This window comes from Salinarimonas rosea DSM 21201 (assembly GCF_000429045.1).
GTDB classification, from domain to species: domain Bacteria; phylum Pseudomonadota; class Alphaproteobacteria; order Rhizobiales; family Beijerinckiaceae; genus Salinarimonas; species Salinarimonas rosea.
Map to the genome: position 1 here is coordinate 1 of NZ_AUBC01000034.1, position 16,644 is coordinate 16,644.

The following is a 16,644-nucleotide window of genomic DNA, read 5'->3' on the forward strand; positions in this document are numbered from 1 at the left end:
CGGCGAAGCCGACGAGACGGAGGGGGCGCGCGGGACGCGCTTCGGCGAAGCCGAAACGACCGCCGACGTCGAGCCGGGGGACCCCGCCCCCGATCCGCTACGCGGATCCTCCCCGCCCCGAGGGGGCGGGAGCGGGAGGGTACGTGTGCCGGCGGCCGCGCCAGTCCTCCACCTCCACACCCAGGCCGCTGTCGTGCACGTATTCCGGCCCGATCGGGCTCTTGCCGGCGCCGCCGGGGATGTCGAGCACGTAGGTGGGCTGGCACAGGCCCGAGACGCGCCCCCGCAGGCCCCGCACGAGCGCCTGCCCCTCGGCGATCGAGAGGCGGAAATGGGCGGTGCCGGGCGCGAGGTCCGGGTGGTGCAGGTAGTAGGGCGTCACCCGCGCCTCGACGAAGCCGCGCATCAGGGCGGCCAGCGTCTCGACGTCGTCGTTGACGCCGCGCAGCAGCACCGATTGCGAGACCATCGGGACCCCCGCCTCGACGAGCCGCGCGCAGGCGGCGCGGGCGGCCGGCGTCAGCTCGCGCGGGTGGTTGGCGTGGAGCGCGACGTAGACCGTCTTGCCGCAGGCCTTCAGGGCGGCGACGAGATCGGCGTCCACATGGTCCGGGTCGACTGCGGGGACCCGGGTGTGCAGGCGCACCACCTTGACGTGGTCGAGCGCCGCGAGGCGGCGCATCAGCGCCTCCAGCCGGCGCGGGGCGAGCACCAGCGGGTCGCCGCCGGTGAGGATCACCTCCCAGATCTCGGCGTGCTCGGCGAGGTACGCGAAGGCGCCCGCGAGGTCCGCCTCCGGCAGGAGCCCGCCATGGGTGGGCCCGACGCTCTCGCGGCGAAAGCAGAAGCGGCAATAGACCGGGCAGATCGTCACCGCCTTCAGCAGCGCCCGGTCCGGGTAGCGGTGGACGATGCCGGGGACGGGGGAGTGCGCGCCGTCGCCGATCGGGTCGGCACGCTCCTCGGGGCGCGTCTCCAGCTCGGCGGGGGAGGGGACGAACTGGCGGGCGATCGGGTCGCGCGGGTCGGCGGGGTCGACGAGGGCGGCCATCGCCGGCGTGACGGCGACAGCGTAGCGCGCGGCGACGGCGTCGAGCTCCGCCCGGGCGTCCGCGGGCGCGAGGCCGGCGGCGATCAGCTCGTCGATGCGGTGGAGGGTGCGCGCGGTCATGCGGGGTCATGCTCCGCGGCGTCGAACGGGTCGGCGACGGGCGCCCAGAGCACGTCCTCGATGCGCCGGGCGCCGGTGGCGAGCAGGCACAGCCGGTCGAAGCCCAGCGCGCAGCCGGCGGCCTCGGGCATGCAGGCGAGGGCGGCGAGGAAGTCCTCGTCGAGCGGGTAGCGCTCGCCCCACACGCGCGCCTTCTCGTCCATCTCCAACGCGAAGCGCCGGCGCTGCTCGGCGGGATCGGTCAGCTCGCCGAAGCCGTTGGCGAGCTCGACCCCGCAGGCGTAGAGCTCGAAGCGCTCGGCGACGCGGGGATCGCGGGCGCTGGCGCGCGCCAGCGCCGCCTCGCAGGCGGGGTATTCGCACAGGATGGTGGGACGTCCCATGCCCAGGTTGGGCTCGATGCGCGCCACGAGCACCTTCGAGAACACGTCCGACCACGTGTCGTCGTCGGCGATCCGGATGCCGGCCTCGCGCGCCCGCGCCGCCAGCGCGTCGCGGTCGCTGCCGCCGCCGGCGTCCACGGTCCCGAGGAGGTCGATGCCGGCATGGCGGGAGAAGGCCTCCGCCAGGGTGAGGATCTCGGGCTCGGCGCGCGGGTCGCAGGTCGCCCGGCGCCAGGAGAAGGCGCGCGCGCCGGTCGCGTCCGCCGCCGCGGCGAGCAGGGCGGCGCAGTCGGTCCACAGCGCCTCCCAGGGCGCGCCGGCGCGGTACCATTCGAGCATCGTGAACTCGGGATGGTGCAGCGGGCTCCGCTCGCGATTGCGGAAGACCCGGGCGAGGGTGAAGATCCGCGCCTCGCCCGCCGCCAGCAGCTTCTTGCAGGCGAATTCGGGGGAGGTGTGGAGGTACATGTCCCGCGTGCGCCCGTCCGAAGCGGCGAGCGGCGTGCGGAACGCGTGCAGGTGCGCCTCGTTGCCGGGCGAGACCTGCAGGCAGGCGGTCTCCACCTCGAGGAAGCCTTCGGCGCGAAAGCGCGCACGCACGGCGTCCGTCACCGCGCCGCGTCCCACGAGGAAGGGGCGGCGGTCGGCGTGGCGTCCGGGATCCCAGAAGGGGGAGGGGGCCTGCATGTCCTCGGGCGTCTCCGCTCGCCGGCTCACTAGACCGGGCGCGCCTCGTGGGGTAATGCCCAGGCCGAGCAGGTTCAAGCCTGGCGACATCGATCGGCCGCGAAACGCGGCGCACACGAAGTGGAAGACACATGGCCAAGGTCATCGCGAGCTCCCTGCGCAAGGGCAACGTCGTCGACGTCGACGGCAAGCTCTACGTGGTCCTCACCGCCCAGAACATCCATCCGGGCAAGGGCACGCCCGTCACGCAGGTCGACATGCGCCGCATCTCGGACGGCACCAAGGTCTCCGAGCGCTACCGCACGACGGAGCAGGTCGAGAAGGCGACGGTGGAGGATCGCGACCACCAGTTCCTCTACGAGGACGGCGAGGGGTTCCACTTCATGAACCCCGAGACCTTCGACCAGGTCACCATGTCGAAGGACGACATCGGCGACCAGGCGGCCTTCCTGCAGGAGGGCATGACGGTCTCGCTGAAGCTCCACGAGGGCCTCGCCATCGCCATCGAGCTGCCCCAGCGCGTCACCTTCGAGGTGGTCGAGACCGAGCCGGTGGTGAAGGGTCAGACGGCCTCCTCCTCGTACAAGCCGGCGATGCTGAACAACGGCGTGCGCACGATGGTGCCGCCGCACATCTCGGCGGGCACCCGCATCGTGGTGATGACCGAGGACGGCTCCTACGTCGAGCGCGCCAAGGACTGACCCGCGTCCTCCCCGGAGGGGAGGAGTCCGCGCGGCACGCGCGGGCGGTGGGGCCGTTCCGCTTCTAGACGACCCGCAGCGCCGCCCTCCCCACCCTCCGGCCTTCGGCCTCCGTCCTCCCCTGCGGGGAGGAGGCGGGCGCGGCGGGCCGCTCACTCGGGCGCCGGGCTCTCGCGAAGCGTGCGCGCCACGCAGGAATTGGCGATCTCGGCGATGCGGGCGTCCTCGTCGGGCGTAGCGTCGCCGTCGAGCGCCGACATCAGCCCCTCGGTCTCCAGGGTCCCGAGCGCACAGTCGCAGTACCGCACGCAGAAGTCCGCGCTTCGGCCGCTGTCCTCGCAGGTGCGCCGGCAGGCGCTCGCCGTCTGCTCCGCCCGCGCCCGCTCGCCCACGACGAGGGCGACGGGATAGAGCGCGCCGAGCAGGATCGGCTGGTGCAGCAGGTAGATCACGAGGCTCCAGCGCCCCATCCAGACGAGGCCGCGACCGAGCCGCCCGCGGACCTCGAGCGCGGCGAGCCGCGCCCGCAGCGGCGTGTCGAGCAGGATGCGCCCCGCCGCCACACCCGCAAGCACCGCCGCGAGCCAGGGGAAGACCGGCTCGAAGTCGTTCGTGTCCGGTGCCGTCTCGTAGAAGCCGGTCCAGGCCAGCCAGCGGGTGTCGAAGGCGGACGAGGAAACGAGGAAGGGTGCCACGAGGACGCCGGCCGCGACCACGAGCGTGATCGCCGGGTTGAGGCGCAGGAAGGGCAGGGCGAGCACGCTGCCGAGCGCGATCATGTGCAGGATGCCGAAGAAGATGAAGCTCTGCGGGAAGGCGACGAGGGTCGCCGCCGTGACGAGCGCGGCCGCGCCGCCGACCTTGGCGAGGCGGCGCAGGAAGGCACGCGCGTCGAGCCCCGCGTCGCTGGCGAGGACGAGGCTCACGCCGACCAGGACGAGGAAGGACGCCGCGATGGTGCGCGCGAAGGCACGCCAGGCGGGATCGAAAGGGACCTCCACGGCGACGAGCCGGTAGAACCACAGGTCCCAGCCGAGGTGATAGACGATCATGGCGACGAGCGCCGCCCCGCGCGCGACGTCCACCGCCGCGAAGCGGGCGCGCCCCGCTCCCTTCGTCTCCCCCGCGCCGACCACCTTCATCGTGTCCCTCCTCGATGCCGCCACGCCGGACGGAGCCGAATCGCCGTCTCGGCACGTGCCTGCAAGTCCATGACATCCTTGTTGTTTTGCTACATCTTCGAAACCCGTTCGGCAATTGCCGATCTTTCGGGCTTTCGTTCTCCGAATTGGGTGTTATCCTGTCTTTAAGAATCAAGCGGCGTGGTTCGATCGGTGTAGTGCATGTCTGACGAATTCGACCCGGGATCGACGCGCACGCGGAGCGTGAGCGGCGATCGCAAGAGCGAGGGCGGGCAGGACACGGTTTCCCCGGTCGTTCCCGCACGCGGTGCCGAGGCGGTGGGCGAGCGCGCGGTCGAACGCCCGCTCGAGCTGACCGAGATCGCCGGCGTCATCAAGTGGTTCGACGTCGCCAAGGGCTTCGGCTTCATCGTCCCCGACAACGGCCTGCCCGACGTCCTGCTCCACGTCACCTGCCTGCGCCGCGACGGCTACCAGACCGCGGCCGAAGGCGCGCGGATCGTGGTCGAGGCCGTGCAGCGTCCGCGCGGCTACCAGGCTTTCCGCATCCTCTCCCTCGACGAGAGCTCCGCCGTCCACCCCTCCGAGCTGCCGATGGCGCGCACCCACGTCACCGTGGCGGCGACGAGCGGCCTCGAGCTCGCGGTGTGCAAGTGGTTCAACCGCCTGCGCGGCTTCGGCTTCCTCACCCGTGGGGACGGAACGGCCGACATCTTCGTGCACATGGAGACGCTGCGCCGCTACGGCATCGCCGAGCTGAAGCCCGGCGAGCAGGTCTACGTGCGCTTCGGCGACGGGCCCAAGGGCCTCATGGCCGCCGAGGTGCGGATGGTCGACAGTGCCCTGCCGTCCTCGCACTGACGTCCTCGCATCGAGGGAAACCGCATCGAGGGACATGCGCGCGTGATGCGTATCATTCGAGATTCGTTCGCCCACGGCCTCGCAGTAGCGCTGCTCCTGCTCGCCGCGCTCGTGCTCGCCACGCCGCGGACGGTGGCGCAGGAGCTGCAGCCGCTGACGATCGTCACCGACGAGGGAAAGCACGCGTTCCAGGTCGAGCTCGCGGCGACGGACGAGGATCGGCGCCGCGGCCTGATGTTCCGCCGCTCGATGCCGGCGGAGCAGGGCATGCTGTTCGACTTCGAGCGGGTCGCGCCGGTCTCGATGTGGATGCGCAACACCTACATTCCGCTCGACATGCTGTTCATCGACGCGGGCGGCACGATCGTGCGCATCGCCGAGGACACCGAGCCGCTCTCCGAGCGCACGATCCCCTCCGGCCAGCCGGTGCTCTCGGTGCTCGAGCTCAACGCCGGCACGGCGCGCCGTCTCCGCATCGAGGCGGGGGACAGGGTGGAGCACCCGCTGTTCGATCGCTGAGGTTTGCCGCGCTCACCGCTCCAGGAGCGCGAGCACGTTGTCGTCGAGCGGGAGCGCGTGGCGCCGGCGGATGCGCACGGTGAAGCCCGCCTCCTCGCCGAGGCGCCGCAGGGACGCGGGGTCGAAGTAGTTCACGTGATCCGGCAGCCGGAAGCCGCACCAGCGCGCGCCCATGATCCGGCGGTTCCAGGAGCCGTAATTGGGCACCTTCACCGCCGCCAGGCCGCCGGGCGCCATCTTGGCATGGAGCGCCGTCAGCACCTCGCGCGCCTGCCAGTCGTGCTCCAGATAGGACCGCAGCAGCGCCGCCGTGAAGAAGCCGTCGGGGAAGGCGCCCAGGCCCTCGAGCGCCGAGGCGTGCACCACCGAGCCGCCGCGCGCCCGCGCATAGACGTCCGCCTGCGCGGCGAGCGCCTTCGAGATCTCGATGCCGTGCGGCGCGAAGCGCGCGTCGAGCCGCGCGAGGTTCGAGCCGGTGCCGCAGCCGAGATCGAGCGCCGGCCCGCTCGGCGCCGCGCGGTTGAGGAGGTCGACGCCCTCGGCGCGCGGGAACAGATGCAGCCGCCAGCGGGTCCGGGCGTCGAGCCAGTGCAGGATCGGCTGCCGCCGCTTGCGGCGTTCGCCTTCGCGGGCGTATTGCGCCTCCCAGGCGAGCGTCTCGACGAGCGCCTCGCCGCGCGGCACAGCCGGCATGTGGGCGAAGCCGCATGCGCTGCAGGCGACGATGTCCCAGCCGTCGCGGCTCCCGGGCAGCGCGGGAGCGCCCGCGTTCGCCGTGCCGCAGATCGGGCAGGGTCGCGTCAGCGTGGGAACTCCGCTCGGATGAGCGGGCGGCGGGACGGGTGCGTTCATGTGCCCGAGCTAGGCCGTAGCGACGCGGCCGGCAAGTGCGACCTTTCGGCGAGCCCCTGCGCCGCGTCACCGACAAAGAGCTTGCGCCGCCGCGCGCGAGCTTCTATCTCGCGACCTGTGCCGGCGGAGTCGGGGCGTAGCGCAGCCTGGTAGCGCATCTGCTTTGGGAGCAGAGGGTCGCTGGTTCGAATCCGGCCGCCCCGACCAGCCGCACGGCCGAGCGATCGAGGCGAGAGACATGACGGCACGCATCTTCAAGCCCTCGCGCGGGGCGACGTCCTCGGGCAAGGCGCGCACCAAGCGCTGGGTGCTGCGCTTCGATCCCGCGAGCCCGCGCCAGATCGAGCCGCTGATGGGCTGGACCACGTCCACCGACACCCGCCAGCAGGTGCAGCTGACCTTCGACACGAAGGAGCAGGCGATCGCCTATGCCGAGCGCGAAGGCATCGCCTACGTGGTGGACGAGCCGGAGGAGCCGACCCGCAAGGTCATCTCCTACTCCGACAACTTCAAGCACAACCGCGTCACGCCCTGGACGCATTGAGCCGCGCCCCCGCCCGGTTTCCGCCAGGCGACGGTTTGCGCCGCGCCATCGCTCTTGCTATCCCTTCGCGCACGGCCCCGTAGCTCAGCCGGATAGAGCAAGTGCCTTCTAAGCACTAGGTCGCAGGTTCGAGCCCTGCCGGGGTCGCCAGCTCGCGCCGCCGTCCGCGGGCCGGCCCCGGCCCGCCGCGCCCTACAGCACCTCCCACCCGTTCCCCTCGCTGCGCCGGATCCGCGTCCCGGCGGTGTCCGTGCGCGCGGGCGCGCCGGTGCGCACGGACACCGCCGGACGCAGATCGGGTCGGGCCGCGACGGGAGCCGGGCGCGGCGATGCCGGCGCGGCGCGGGCGGGTGCGTCGCCGGCGCGGGGCACCAGCACCTGCGGCTGCCGTTCCACGAGGATGCCGGGGGTCGGCCGAAGGACGACCGTCGCCGCCTCCGCCTCCGGGCGCGCCCCGGGCACCGAAGCCGGCCGCGCGGGCTCGCGCGGTGTCTCGATCCGGACCGAGGTGGGCGTGACCGCGAGCGCCGGCGGAGCGGCCGGCACCGCCGGCCCGGGCGGGATCGGCCGAAGCGGCTCCGCAAGAGGGGAGGCCACAATGACCGGCGCCGCCCTGAAGAGCTTGCGCTCGCTCGTGCCGCAGCCCGCGAGGAGGGGGGCCGCGAGCAGCAGGCCGATCGCGATGCGTGTCTTCGTCATGGCGGTTCGAGCCCTGCGTCGTTCCCCGCAAGGTTGAGTGGTTATGGTTAACCAGCGGTTAGCAGCGGGGCACGCCGAGGCGGGCGGCCCGCACACGCTCCCCCGTTGAGATGCGATGTGCGCATCGAGTATTCCTTTGGTTGCTTTATAGATCGGAGATCGTGATCGGCATCCATTTTCAAGTTGTGTCCTCGCGGCCATCCCCCGATATGGAGAGATGCGTTGCTCCGCTCTCCTGCCGATTCTCGGCGCACTCGCCCCCATCCTCCTCCTCGCCGCGACCCCGCCCGCCCATGCGGCCGACGGCGAGATCCACCGTGGCGTCGCCCGTGTCGTCGACGGGGACACGATCGCGCTCGAGCAGGACGGCTCCGGCCGCGACGTGCGCATCCGCCTCTTCGGGATCGACGCGCCGGAAGGGGACCAGGCCTGCACGGACGGCCGGGGGCGCGCCTGGGCCTGCGGGGACGTCGCTGCACGGCGGCTCTCGGACCTCGCCGAGGGGCGCGTCGTCTCCTGCGAGGAGGAGGATCGGGACCAGTACGAGCGCATCGTCGCGATTTGCCGGATCGGCGGGCGCGACCTCAACGGGACGCTCGTCGAGGAGGGCCTCGCCTTCGCCTACCGGGAGTTCAGCGAGCGCTACGTCGCGCAGGAGCGCGCGGCGCGCCGGGACGAACGCGGGGTCTTCGCCGGGAGCGCGCTGGCACCGTGGGAGCATCGCGCCGCGCAGCGCGCGGGATCGACCGATTCGGTGGGGCCGAACGGCTGCACGATCAAGGGCAACGTCGGCCGCTCCGGCCGGCGGCTCTACCATACGCCGGCGAGCCCGAGCTTCGCCGAGACCCGCATCGACGAGACGCGCGGCGAGCGCTGGTTCTGCAGCGAGGCGCAGGCCCGCGCCGCCGGGTTCGCGCCCGCGCACCCCTGAGACGCGGTCGCTGCGCGCGGCCGTTGCGCGCCTCTCGGCGCTGCACGGAACCCCCTGCGCCGACCCCCGTTCCGTCCCGGCATTCGCAGGACAACGAACGGGAGCACCATCCATGGCGCGGCTTAAGCCCTTGAACGAGCAGGTCATCGTCCTCACCGGCGCGACGAGCGGCATCGGCCTCGTCACCGCGCGCCGGCTCGCGGCGGAGGGTGCGAGCCTCGTCCTCGCGGCGCGCAACGCGGACGCGCTCGAGGGTGTCGCACGCGAGTTGCGCGAGGGCGGCGCGCGGGTCGCGACCTGCGTCGCCGACGTCGGCGAGGAGCGCGACGTCATGCGCATATCCGACCAGGCGATCCGCACCTACGGCGGCTTCGACACCTGGATCAACAACGCCGGCGTCGCCATCTACGGCCGCATCGACGAGGTCGAGACGCAGGACATGCGCCGGCTGTTCGACACGAACTTCTGGGGCACGGTCTACGGCTGCCGCGCCGCGGTGGCGCATTTCCACGCCCGCGGCGGCGGCAAGATCGTCAATGTCGGCTCCGTGCTCGGCGATCGCGCCATTCCCCTGCAGGGACCGTACTCCGCCTCGAAGGCCGCGATCCGCGGCTTCACCGAGGCGCTGCGCGCGGAGATGGACGTGGTGGACGCGCGCGTCTCGATCACGCTGATCAAGCCGTCGGCGATCAACACGCCCTACAAGGAGCACGCGAAGAACTACCTCGACCACGCGCCGCAGAACCCGCCCCCGGTCTACGAGCCGGAGACGGTGGCCCGCGCCATCCTCCACGCCTGCACCCATGACGTGCGCGACCTCGTCGTCGGCGCCGGCGGGCGGCTGATCGAATTGGGGGCGACGCTGGCGCCGCGCACGGCCGACCGGGTGATGGGCCGGATCATGCCGGGCCTCCAGCAGACGGATCGCCCCGCGGGGCCGCGCCGGGACACGAGCCTCTACCGCCCGGGCCGCGACGGGGCCGAGCGCAGCGAATATCCCTTCACCCTGAAGACCTCGGCCTATACCGAGGCGATGATGCATCCGGGCCTCGCCACCGCCGCGGTGGTGGCGGCCGGGGCGGGGATCGCGGCGCTGGTGTACGCCGCCGGCGGCTCGCGGCGCGAGCGCTCGACGACGGGGCGCGCGGGGCGGATGGAGCGTTCGACGCAGCGGGCCGTCATCCACCGCCGCTGACGGGGCGGCGCAGCCAGGCCTCGTACCGGGGCTCGACCCGGCGCATGTCCTCGTAGAGCCAGACCATCCGGTCCAGGAACCACAGCTTGCCGGCGTAGACGAGCGCCATGCCGAACGCGGTGGGCCAGGGCTCCAGCGCCCAGAGCCCCCATGCGAGGAACGGCACGCCCGCGGCGGCGACCGCCGTCAGCCGGTGCGCCATCACCCGGTGGTGCGGCGGGATCGGCACCGCGTCGCGGGCGAGGAGCACGCGCTCGCCGAACGTCGCCTTCGACGCCCAATTGTCGGTGGACGTCGGTGGCGGCGTCATGCGCGTGTTCACCCGGGCGAGGGCCGTCACCTCCGCCACCGCCGCGAGCGCCCACCAGCCGATCCAGGCCCGCGACCAGATTGCCGCGACGAGGAGCGGCAGGCCGAGCAGCATGCGCGTGTAGACGCTCAATGGGTGCGCATGCCGTTCCCAGGCCGCATCGTCCATCGCCATCAGGCGCTCCGACGCCCTGAAGATGTCCATGATCGCCCTCCGTGCGCCGTACCCGCCTCGCCACCGGCACGGCGCGGCACGAGGCTCCCTACTGCGCGCCGGCCGAGCGGTCGAGCCTTGACAGGGGGCAGGAGTGTTCGTACAACGTTTCCAGAAGTCTTGAGGAATGGAAGCATGCTCGAGCGCGAGGCTCTCTCCGCTTTCTCGGCGCTGTCGCAGGAGACACGCCTGCGCGTCCTGCGGCTGCTGGTGCGGGCGGGGGAGGCTGGCATGGCCGCTGGCGCCATCGGCGAGGCGGTCGGCGTGTCGTCCTCGGGCCTGTCGTTCCACCTCGCGCATCTCGAGCGGGCCGGCCTCGTCGAGGGCCGCCGCGAGAGCCGCTCGATCGTCTATCGGGTGCGGCTGGACAGCCTGACGGACCTCGTGCGCTTCCTCCTGGAGGAGTGCTGCGGGGGACGCCCGGAGGTCTGCGCGCCGATCCTGGGGAGCCTTCCGATGCCCGCCACGATGCCGGACCGCGTCTACAACGTCCTCTTCCTCTGCTCGGGCAACAGCGCCCGCTCGATCATGGCCGAGAGCCTGCTGCGCCAGGAGGGGGCGGGCCGCTTTCGCGCCTTCTCGGCCGGCTCGCGGCCGAAGGGTGCCGTCGACCCGCTGGCGCTGAAGGTGCTCGAGGCCTTCGACATGCCGACCGACGACCTGCGCTCCAAGTCCTGGGCCGAGTTCGCCGAGCCCGATGCGCCGGAGCTCGACTTCGTCTTCACCGTCTGCGACGCGGCGGCAGGGGAGCCCTGCCCGGTCTGGCCGGGCCAGCCGATGACGGCGCATTGGGGCATCGAGGACCCCGCCGCCGTGGAGGGCGCGCTCTTCGAGCGCGAGCGCGCCTTCGGCCAGGCCTTCCGCTACCTGAGGAACCGCATCGGCGTGTTCACCAGCCTGCCGATCGCGAGCCTCGACCGGCTCGCGCTGTCGAGGAAGCTCGACGAGATCGGCACGCTCGGCGGCGCCTCCACCGGCGCCGTCGTGCCGTTCCAGCGCGAGAGCGCCTGACCATGTCGCTGTTCGAGCGCTGGCTCACGCTCTGGGTCGCCCTGTGCATCGTCGTCGGCGTCGTGCTCGGTCGGCTCGCGCCCGAGCTGTTCCAGGCGCTGGCCGCGATCGAGATCGCGCGGGTCAACCTGCCGGTCGCGGCGCTGGTGTGGCTGATGATCTTCCCCATGCTGGTGAAGATCGACTTCGGAGCGCTCGGCGAGGTGAGGCGGCAATGGCGCGGCATCGGCGTGACGCTCCTCGTCAACTGGGGGATCAAGCCGTTCTCGATGGCGGTGCTGGGCTGGATCTTCATCGGCTGGCTGTTTCACCCGCTGCTGCCCGAGGCCCAGATCGAGAGCTACATCGCCGGGCTGATCCTGCTCGGGGCGGCGCCCTGCACGGCGATGGTGTTCGTCTGGGCGAACCTGTGCCGCGGCGAGCCGCGCTTCACCATCACGCAGGTGGCGCTCAACGACGTGGTGATGGTGTTCGCCTTCGCGCCGATCGTGGCGCTGCTGCTCGGCCTCTCGGCGATCGTGGTGCCGTGGGAGACGCTGCTCCTCTCCGTCGTGATCTACATCGTCGTGCCGGTGGTCGCCGCCTTCCTGGCGCGCCGGCGCCTGCTCGCGCGCGGCGGAACGGCGGCGCTGGAGGCGCTTCTGGCGCGGCTGCAGCCGGTGTCGCTGGTCGCGCTGCTGGCGACGCTCGTCCTGCTGTTCGGCTACCAGGGCGACCAGATCGTCGAGCAGCCGCTCGTCATCCTGCTGCTGGCCGTGCCGATCCTGCTGCAGGCCTACCTCACCTTCGGCATCGGCTACCTGCTCAACCGCCGTCTCGGCGAGAGCCACGCCGTGGCCGGACCCTCCGCCCTGATCGGCGCCTCCAACTTCTTCGAGCTCGCGGTGGCCACCGCCATCGCGCTCTTCGGCTTCTCCTCGGGCGCGGCGCTGGCGACCGTGGTCGGCGTGCTCATCGAGGTGCCGGTGATGCTCTCCCTCGTCGCCATCGTGAACCGCTCGCGGCGCTGGTACGAGCGCGGCGCGCCGCGGCGCCCCGCGCCGGCGGCATCGAACGACCCCTGATCTCGAAGGACACGTCCCCATGACCCTGCGCGTCGGCATCAACGGCCTCGGCCGGATCGGCAGGCTCGCGCTGCGCGCGGCGCTCGGCGCCGCCGAGCGGCCCGACGACGATCCGCGCCGCGACAACCGGCTCGACATCGTCGCGGTCAACGAGCTGAAGGGCTCGGCGGCGGCGCTCGCCCATCTCGTCGAGTTCGATTCCGTCCAGGGCCGCTGGCGCGCGCCGATCCGGGCCGAGGGGGAGGGCGCGATCCGCATCGGCGACGCCACGCTCGCCTTCTCGCAGCACCGCGCGCCGGGCGACATTCCCTGGGGCGATCTCGGCGTCGACGTGGTGATCGAGGCGACCGGCAAGTTCCTCACGCCGGACGTGCTCGCGGGCCACCTCTCGCGCGGCGCCAGGCGCGTCGTCGTCGCGGCGCCGGTGAAGGACCCGTCCGTGCTCAACGTGGTCGTGGGCGTCAACGAGCATCTCTACGATCCCGACCGCCATCCGATCGTCACGGCGGCCTCCTGCACCACGAACTGCCTCGCGCCGGTCGTGAAGGTCGTGCACGAGGCGATCGGCATAAGGCACGGCCAGATCACGACGATCCACGACCCGACCAACACCAACGTCGTCACCGACGCCGTGCACGAGGACCTGCGCCGGGCCCGCTCGGCCATGCTCTCGCTGCAGCCGACGACGACGGGCAGCGCCACCGCGATCGCGCTGATCTATCCGGAGCTGAAGGGCAAGCTGAACGGCCATGCCGTGCGCGCGCCGGTGCTCAACGCCTCCCTGACGGACTGCGTCTTCGAGCTCTCGCGCGAGACCACGGCCGAGGAGGTGAACCGCCTGTTCGCCGAGGCCGCCGCCGGGCCGCTCGCCGGCATCCTCGGCTACGAGGAACGCCCGCTCGTCTCCGCCGACTACGCGCGCGACACGCGCTCCTCGATCGTCGACGCGCCCTCGACCATGGTCACGGACGGCACGCTGCTGAAGGTCTACGCCTGGTACGACAACGAGATGGGCTACGCCTGCCGCATGGTCGACCTCGTGCGCCACATGGCGAAGACGGGGATCTGAGATGACCGCCGGCGCCCGCAACTACGCCATCGTCACCGCGAGCTACTGGGGCTTCACGCTCACCGACGGCGCGCTGCGCATGCTGGTGCTGCTCTACTTCTTCCAGCTCGGCTATTCGCCCTTCACGCTCGCCTTCCTGTTCCTGCTCTACGAGGCGGCGGGCGTCGGCGCCAACATGGTCGGCGGCTGGCTCGCCGCGCGCTTCGGCGTCACCCGCATGCTGATGACGGGGCTCGCCACGCAGATAACGGGCTTCCTCGTCCTCTCCGCCGTCTCGCCGGACTGGGCGATCGCGCTGTCGGTGGCGTGGGTCGTCGCGGCGCAGGGCGTCTGCGGCGTCGCCAAGGACCTGACCAAGACGGCATCGAAGAGCGCCATCAAGGTGGCGGAGGCGCAGGCGCGCCGGGACGCCGGCGAGAGCCGGCTGTTCCGCTGGGTCGCCTTCTTCACCGGCTCGAAGAACGCCATGAAGGGCTTCGGCTTCTTCCTCGGCGGCGTGCTGCTGCAGACGCTCGGCTTCTCTCAGGCGCTGTGGACGATGGCGGGGGCCCTCGCGATCGTGCTCGCCTTCGTCTTCCTCGCTCTGCCGCGGGACATGGGCAAGGCGAAGGCCTCCCGGTCGGCGAAGGAGCTCTTCGCCAAGTCGCGGGGCGTCAACCTTCTCGCCGGCGCGCGCGTCGCGCTGTTCGGCGCGCGCGACGTCTGGTTCGTCGTCGGCGTGCCGGTGTTCCTCTATGCGAACGGCTGGACCTTCACCATGGTCGGCGGCTTCCTCGCCGCCTGGACGATCGGCTACGGCGCGGTGCAGGCGGTGGCGCCGAGCGTCGTGAAGCGCAGCCCGGACGGGCTGAGCTCGGAGGTCGACGGGGCGCGGGCCTGGTCCTTGGGGCTCGCGGCGGTGCCGGCGCTGATCGCGGCGGCGCTCGCCTCCGGCATCGGCCGCCCTGACCTCGTCCTCGTCCTCGGGCTCGGCGTCTTCGGCGTCGCCTTCGCGGTGAACTCGTCCGTCCACTCCTACCTGATCCTCGCCTATGCGGGCTCGGAGAAGGCGGCCGAGGACGTGGGCTTCTACTACGCGGCCAACGCGGCCGGTCGTTTCGGGGGCACGCTCCTCTCGGGCCTGCTCTACCAGGCGGGCGGCATCCTCGCCTGCCTGCTGGGCTCGGCCGTCCTGCTCGCGGTCTGCTTTCTCGTGACGCTGGCGCTCCCGCGCGGTCCCGCCGCGCAGGCGGCGACCTGAGGCACCCCGGCTGCCCAGGGAACCCGCCGGTGCCCGCGTCATTCCCCGTCGGTCGCCCGCGTCTTCACGAGGAGTCCCGACCATGGCAGCCGACCGCACCGACCCGCGCCGAGATCGTCCCAACCTGAAGGACGAGGACGTCAGCCGCCTGCGCAACCGCCAGCGCGACGAGAACGCGCCGGTCGAGCAGGGCGGGCCGGAGGGCAGCCTCACCCAGCGCAAGGCCTGGGGAGATCCGGGCGGGGAGGCGCAAGCCTACCGCGCGGCGACGAGCGGCGCCGGCGGCGACGCCTCCGGCCACGGCGATCTCACCGCGCGCGAGACGCCGGAGACGACGCGGCACCTCGCCGGGACGGACGGCGAGACGGACCGCGAGAGGGACGGGAAGACCGAGGAGCGCTGACTCCCCCGTCGGGCTTTCGCGTCAGACGCAGTGCAGCAGCGCCCGCCGTGAGGGCACGCTCTGGCCGACTGGCTCGAACGACCCGGTCCGCGGGTCGCGGGCGAGGAGCCGGCCCGAGGCGATGCCGAAATAGGCCCCGTGCAGCGCGAGCCGTCCCCGCGCGACGAGGGTGCGCACGCAGGGGAACGTCATCAGGTTCTCGAGCGACAGCTCGACCGAGGCGAATTCCAGCTTGGTGCGCCAGCCCACCTCGTCCTGCGGGTCGCGCGGGCCCAACGCGGCCGCCGCCGGCGCGATCTGGCTCATCCAGCGCCCGATGAAGTCGCCCGGCGAGAGGGGGGAGGCCTCGTCGGCGAAGGCGCGGATGCCGCCGCAGCGGGCGTGCCCCAGGACCACGATGTGCTTGACCTTCAGTGCCTGCACGCCGAACTCGAGCGCGGCGGACGTGCCGTGCTGGGTGTCGCCGTCCGGCTCGTAGGCGGGGACCAGGTTCGCCACGTTGCGCACGACCAGCAGCTCGCCCGGCGCGGCGTTGAAGATCACCTCCGGCGACACGCGGCTGTCCACGCAGCCGATCACCATGATCTGCGGGCTCTGCCCGGTCTCCGCGAGGTCGGCGTAGCGCGCCCGCTCGTCGGCGAAGCGGCCTGTGAGGAAATCGCGATAACCCTCGACGAGCCTGTCCGGAAACATGGTCGCGCTCCCCGCGTGCACCGGAGCGCGGCAGCGGCCGCGCCCGCCAGATCGCCGCGCGCGACGATCACCCATACAACGCGTGTAGATTAGCGCAGTTCGACAGGCAAGCCATGGGAAACCCCGTACGCTCCCGGGGCGATCATGCGCCCGAGCGCCGTCAGGCGAAGGCGTCGAGCCGGGCGTAGTCGCCCACCAGGAGCCGGAACGGCGGCTCGTCCTCCTCGATCGTGGGGAAGCGGGGCAGCGGCTCCTCGAAGACGTTGTCGCCGACGTCGTCGTTGACGGTGGAGACCTCGCCCACCAGCACGTCGCCGCCCTCGCCCCAGAAGGCGTGCCACACGCCCGGCATCAGCGTGATGCTCTCGCCGACGCCGAGCCGGATCACGCCGCCCGCCTCGACCTCGCGCACGATCCCGTCGCAGGGCACGCGGACCGGCGCCTTGCGGTCGATGCTCCCGTCCGGCGCGGGGGCGAACAGCTGCAGGGCGAGCCGCGCGTCGCCGGGGGCGCCGCGCACGATGATGTCCTCGGCCTTGACGTCGTGGCGATGCATGGGGCCCAGCCGGTCGCGCCCGACGATCATCAGCTTCTCGGCGTAGAGCATGCCGCGCCCGCGGGCGAGGTCGGCCGCGCGGCCGTTGCGCAGGGTGAACAGCACGAGCCCCACCGCGTCGAAGCGGCCCCTGCCGTAGTCCGTCACGTCCCAGCCGAGCCCCGCCTCGAGGATGCCGGCGATGCGCTCCCGCTCGGACGCGAATCGGGCGGGCTCCCAATGGGCGAAGGGCGGCAGGGCGAAGCCGAAGGAGCGGACGAAGGCGTCCGCCTCCCGCAGGATAGTGTTGATCTGCGAGCGTTTCATGCGGCGCGCAACCCGTCTGGTCGAGGACGCCGACGAGCCTACAGGCCTCGCCGCGGGCGCGCCAGCCGGCGGCGAACGCCCTTGACGCACGCCC

Annotated in this window: 19 protein-coding genes, 2 tRNA genes and 1 pseudogene; 14 read left to right on the plus strand and 8 right to left on the minus strand. The window is 72.3% G+C overall.

Annotation, left to right across the window (positions count from 1 at the left end):
• Positions 1 to 97: 97 nt before the first annotated feature.
• Both G407_RS0119590 and epmA read right to left on the minus strand, forming a co-directional pair.
• On the minus strand, positions 98 to 1,171 hold the full coding sequence (locus G407_RS0119590) for a lysine-2,3-aminomutase-like protein (RefSeq protein WP_029032182.1): 1,074 nt from the start codon (positions 1,169 to 1,171) through the stop codon (positions 98 to 100).
• Entirely contained in the window at positions 1,168 to 2,241 is a 1,074-nt protein-coding gene (epmA, locus tag G407_RS0119595; protein WP_029032183.1) for an EF-P lysine aminoacylase EpmA, read from the minus strand. The genes G407_RS0119590 and epmA overlap by 4 nt, the downstream gene beginning before the upstream one ends.
• Before the next feature lie 131 nt (positions 2,242 to 2,372).
• On the opposite strand from epmA, the gene efp reads away from it, so the two are divergent.
• A complete protein-coding gene (gene efp / locus G407_RS0119600; protein ID WP_029032184.1) occupies positions 2,373 to 2,942 on the plus strand; it encodes an elongation factor P in 570 nt (189 codons plus the stop codon).
• A 152-nt stretch (positions 2,943 to 3,094) separates the two neighbouring features.
• Here the strand turns inward: efp and G407_RS0119605 are convergent, their stop codons facing one another.
• On the minus strand, positions 3,095 to 4,084 hold the full coding sequence (locus G407_RS0119605) for a heparan-alpha-glucosaminide N-acetyltransferase (protein ID WP_052341637.1): 990 nt from the start codon (positions 4,082 to 4,084) through the stop codon (positions 3,095 to 3,097).
• A 201-nt stretch (positions 4,085 to 4,285) separates the two neighbouring features.
• Here G407_RS0119605 and G407_RS0119610 point away from each other — a divergent pair, with 201 nt between their 5' ends.
• Positions 4,286 to 4,945 (plus strand): cold-shock protein, encoded by a 660-nt coding sequence (locus G407_RS0119610; RefSeq protein WP_043540236.1) that lies wholly within the window; start codon positions 4,286 to 4,288, stop codon positions 4,943 to 4,945.
• A 45-nt stretch (positions 4,946 to 4,990) separates the two neighbouring features.
• Positions 4,991 to 5,464: a DUF192 domain-containing protein gene (locus tag G407_RS0119615; protein WP_029032187.1), complete on the plus strand. Its 474-nt coding sequence runs from the start codon at positions 4,991 to 4,993 to the stop codon at positions 5,462 to 5,464.
• 12 nt (positions 5,465 to 5,476) lie between these two features.
• Here the strand turns inward: G407_RS0119615 and G407_RS0119620 are convergent, their stop codons facing one another.
• Entirely contained in the window at positions 5,477 to 6,316 is an 840-nt protein-coding gene (locus G407_RS0119620; RefSeq protein WP_084327653.1) for a class I SAM-dependent methyltransferase, read from the minus strand.
• 130 nt (positions 6,317 to 6,446) lie between these two features.
• Here G407_RS0119620 and G407_RS0119625 point away from each other — a divergent pair.
• From G407_RS0119625 to G407_RS0119635, 3 genes are all read left to right on the plus strand, one after another.
• Positions 6,447 to 6,523 (plus strand) — tRNA-Pro (locus tag G407_RS0119625).
• Positions 6,524 to 6,554: 31 nt separating this feature from the next.
• The gene (locus G407_RS0119630) at positions 6,555 to 6,860 is read left to right on the plus strand and encodes an ETC complex I subunit (RefSeq protein ID WP_029032189.1); all 306 of its coding nucleotides are present in this window, start codon (positions 6,555 to 6,557) and stop codon (positions 6,858 to 6,860) included.
• 73 nt (positions 6,861 to 6,933) lie between these two features.
• A tRNA-Arg gene (locus tag G407_RS0119635) sits at positions 6,934 to 7,010 on the plus strand.
• A 42-nt stretch (positions 7,011 to 7,052) separates the two neighbouring features.
• On the opposite strand, the gene G407_RS0119640 is transcribed toward G407_RS0119635, so the two are convergent.
• Complete coding sequence (locus tag G407_RS0119640; RefSeq protein ID WP_029032190.1) at positions 7,053 to 7,559, minus strand: hypothetical protein; 507 nt, start codon at positions 7,557 to 7,559, stop codon at positions 7,053 to 7,055.
• A 217-nt stretch (positions 7,560 to 7,776) separates the two neighbouring features.
• Here G407_RS0119640 and G407_RS0119645 point away from each other — a divergent pair, with 217 nt between their 5' ends.
• Together G407_RS0119645 and G407_RS28860 are read left to right on the plus strand one after the other, a co-directional pair.
• A complete protein-coding gene (locus G407_RS0119645) occupies positions 7,777 to 8,490 on the plus strand; it encodes a thermonuclease family protein (RefSeq protein WP_029032191.1) in 714 nt (237 codons plus the stop codon).
• Between the two features lie 112 nt (positions 8,491 to 8,602).
• The gene (locus G407_RS28860; protein ID WP_084327655.1) at positions 8,603 to 9,685 is read left to right on the plus strand and encodes an SDR family oxidoreductase; all 1,083 of its coding nucleotides are present in this window, start codon (positions 8,603 to 8,605) and stop codon (positions 9,683 to 9,685) included.
• Here the strand turns inward: G407_RS28860 and G407_RS0119655 are convergent.
• Entirely contained in the window at positions 9,669 to 10,199 is a 531-nt protein-coding gene (locus tag G407_RS0119655) for a DUF6653 family protein (RefSeq protein ID WP_029032192.1), read from the minus strand. The two genes, G407_RS28860 and G407_RS0119655, sit on opposite strands and share 17 nt — an antisense overlap.
• Before the next feature lie 144 nt (positions 10,200 to 10,343).
• Between G407_RS0119655 and G407_RS32615 the strand changes: the two are divergent.
• The 6 genes and pseudogenes from G407_RS32615 to G407_RS0119680 form a co-directional block, all read left to right on the plus strand.
• A pseudogene (locus tag G407_RS32615) lies at positions 10,344 to 10,580 on the plus strand (ArsR/SmtB family transcription factor); the annotation flags it as partial.
• A 96-nt stretch (positions 10,581 to 10,676) separates the two neighbouring features.
• A complete protein-coding gene (locus tag G407_RS32620) occupies positions 10,677 to 11,219 on the plus strand; it encodes an arsenate reductase ArsC (RefSeq protein ID WP_029032193.1) in 543 nt (180 codons plus the stop codon).
• A 2-nt stretch (positions 11,220 to 11,221) separates the two neighbouring features.
• Entirely contained in the window at positions 11,222 to 12,283 is a 1,062-nt protein-coding gene (gene arsB, locus G407_RS0119665) for an ACR3 family arsenite efflux transporter (protein ID WP_029032194.1), read from the plus strand.
• 19 nt (positions 12,284 to 12,302) lie between these two features.
• On the plus strand, positions 12,303 to 13,352 hold the full coding sequence (locus G407_RS0119670) for an ArsJ-associated glyceraldehyde-3-phosphate dehydrogenase (RefSeq protein ID WP_245259134.1): 1,050 nt from the start codon (positions 12,303 to 12,305) through the stop codon (positions 13,350 to 13,352).
• 1 nt (position 13,353) lies between these two features.
• Positions 13,354 to 14,592 carry an organoarsenical effux MFS transporter ArsJ gene (gene arsJ, locus G407_RS0119675; protein WP_029032196.1) on the plus strand — a complete coding sequence of 413 codons (1,239 nt, stop codon included), beginning with the start codon at positions 13,354 to 13,356 and terminating at the stop codon, positions 14,590 to 14,592.
• 82 nt (positions 14,593 to 14,674) lie between these two features.
• Complete coding sequence (locus G407_RS0119680; protein ID WP_029032197.1) at positions 14,675 to 14,995, plus strand: hypothetical protein; 321 nt, start codon at positions 14,675 to 14,677, stop codon at positions 14,993 to 14,995.
• A 21-nt stretch (positions 14,996 to 15,016) separates the two neighbouring features.
• Here the strand turns inward: G407_RS0119680 and G407_RS0119685 are convergent, their stop codons facing one another.
• Together G407_RS0119685 and G407_RS0119690 are read right to left on the minus strand one after the other, a co-directional pair.
• Positions 15,017 to 15,688: a carbonic anhydrase gene (locus G407_RS0119685; RefSeq protein ID WP_029032198.1), complete on the minus strand. Its 672-nt coding sequence runs from the start codon at positions 15,686 to 15,688 to the stop codon at positions 15,017 to 15,019.
• Between the two features lie 160 nt (positions 15,689 to 15,848).
• Positions 15,849 to 16,550, minus strand: coding sequence for a D-lyxose/D-mannose family sugar isomerase (locus tag G407_RS0119690; RefSeq protein ID WP_029032199.1), 702 nt, complete (start codon positions 16,548 to 16,550; stop codon positions 15,849 to 15,851).
• Between the last annotated feature and the right edge of the window lie 94 nt (positions 16,551 to 16,644).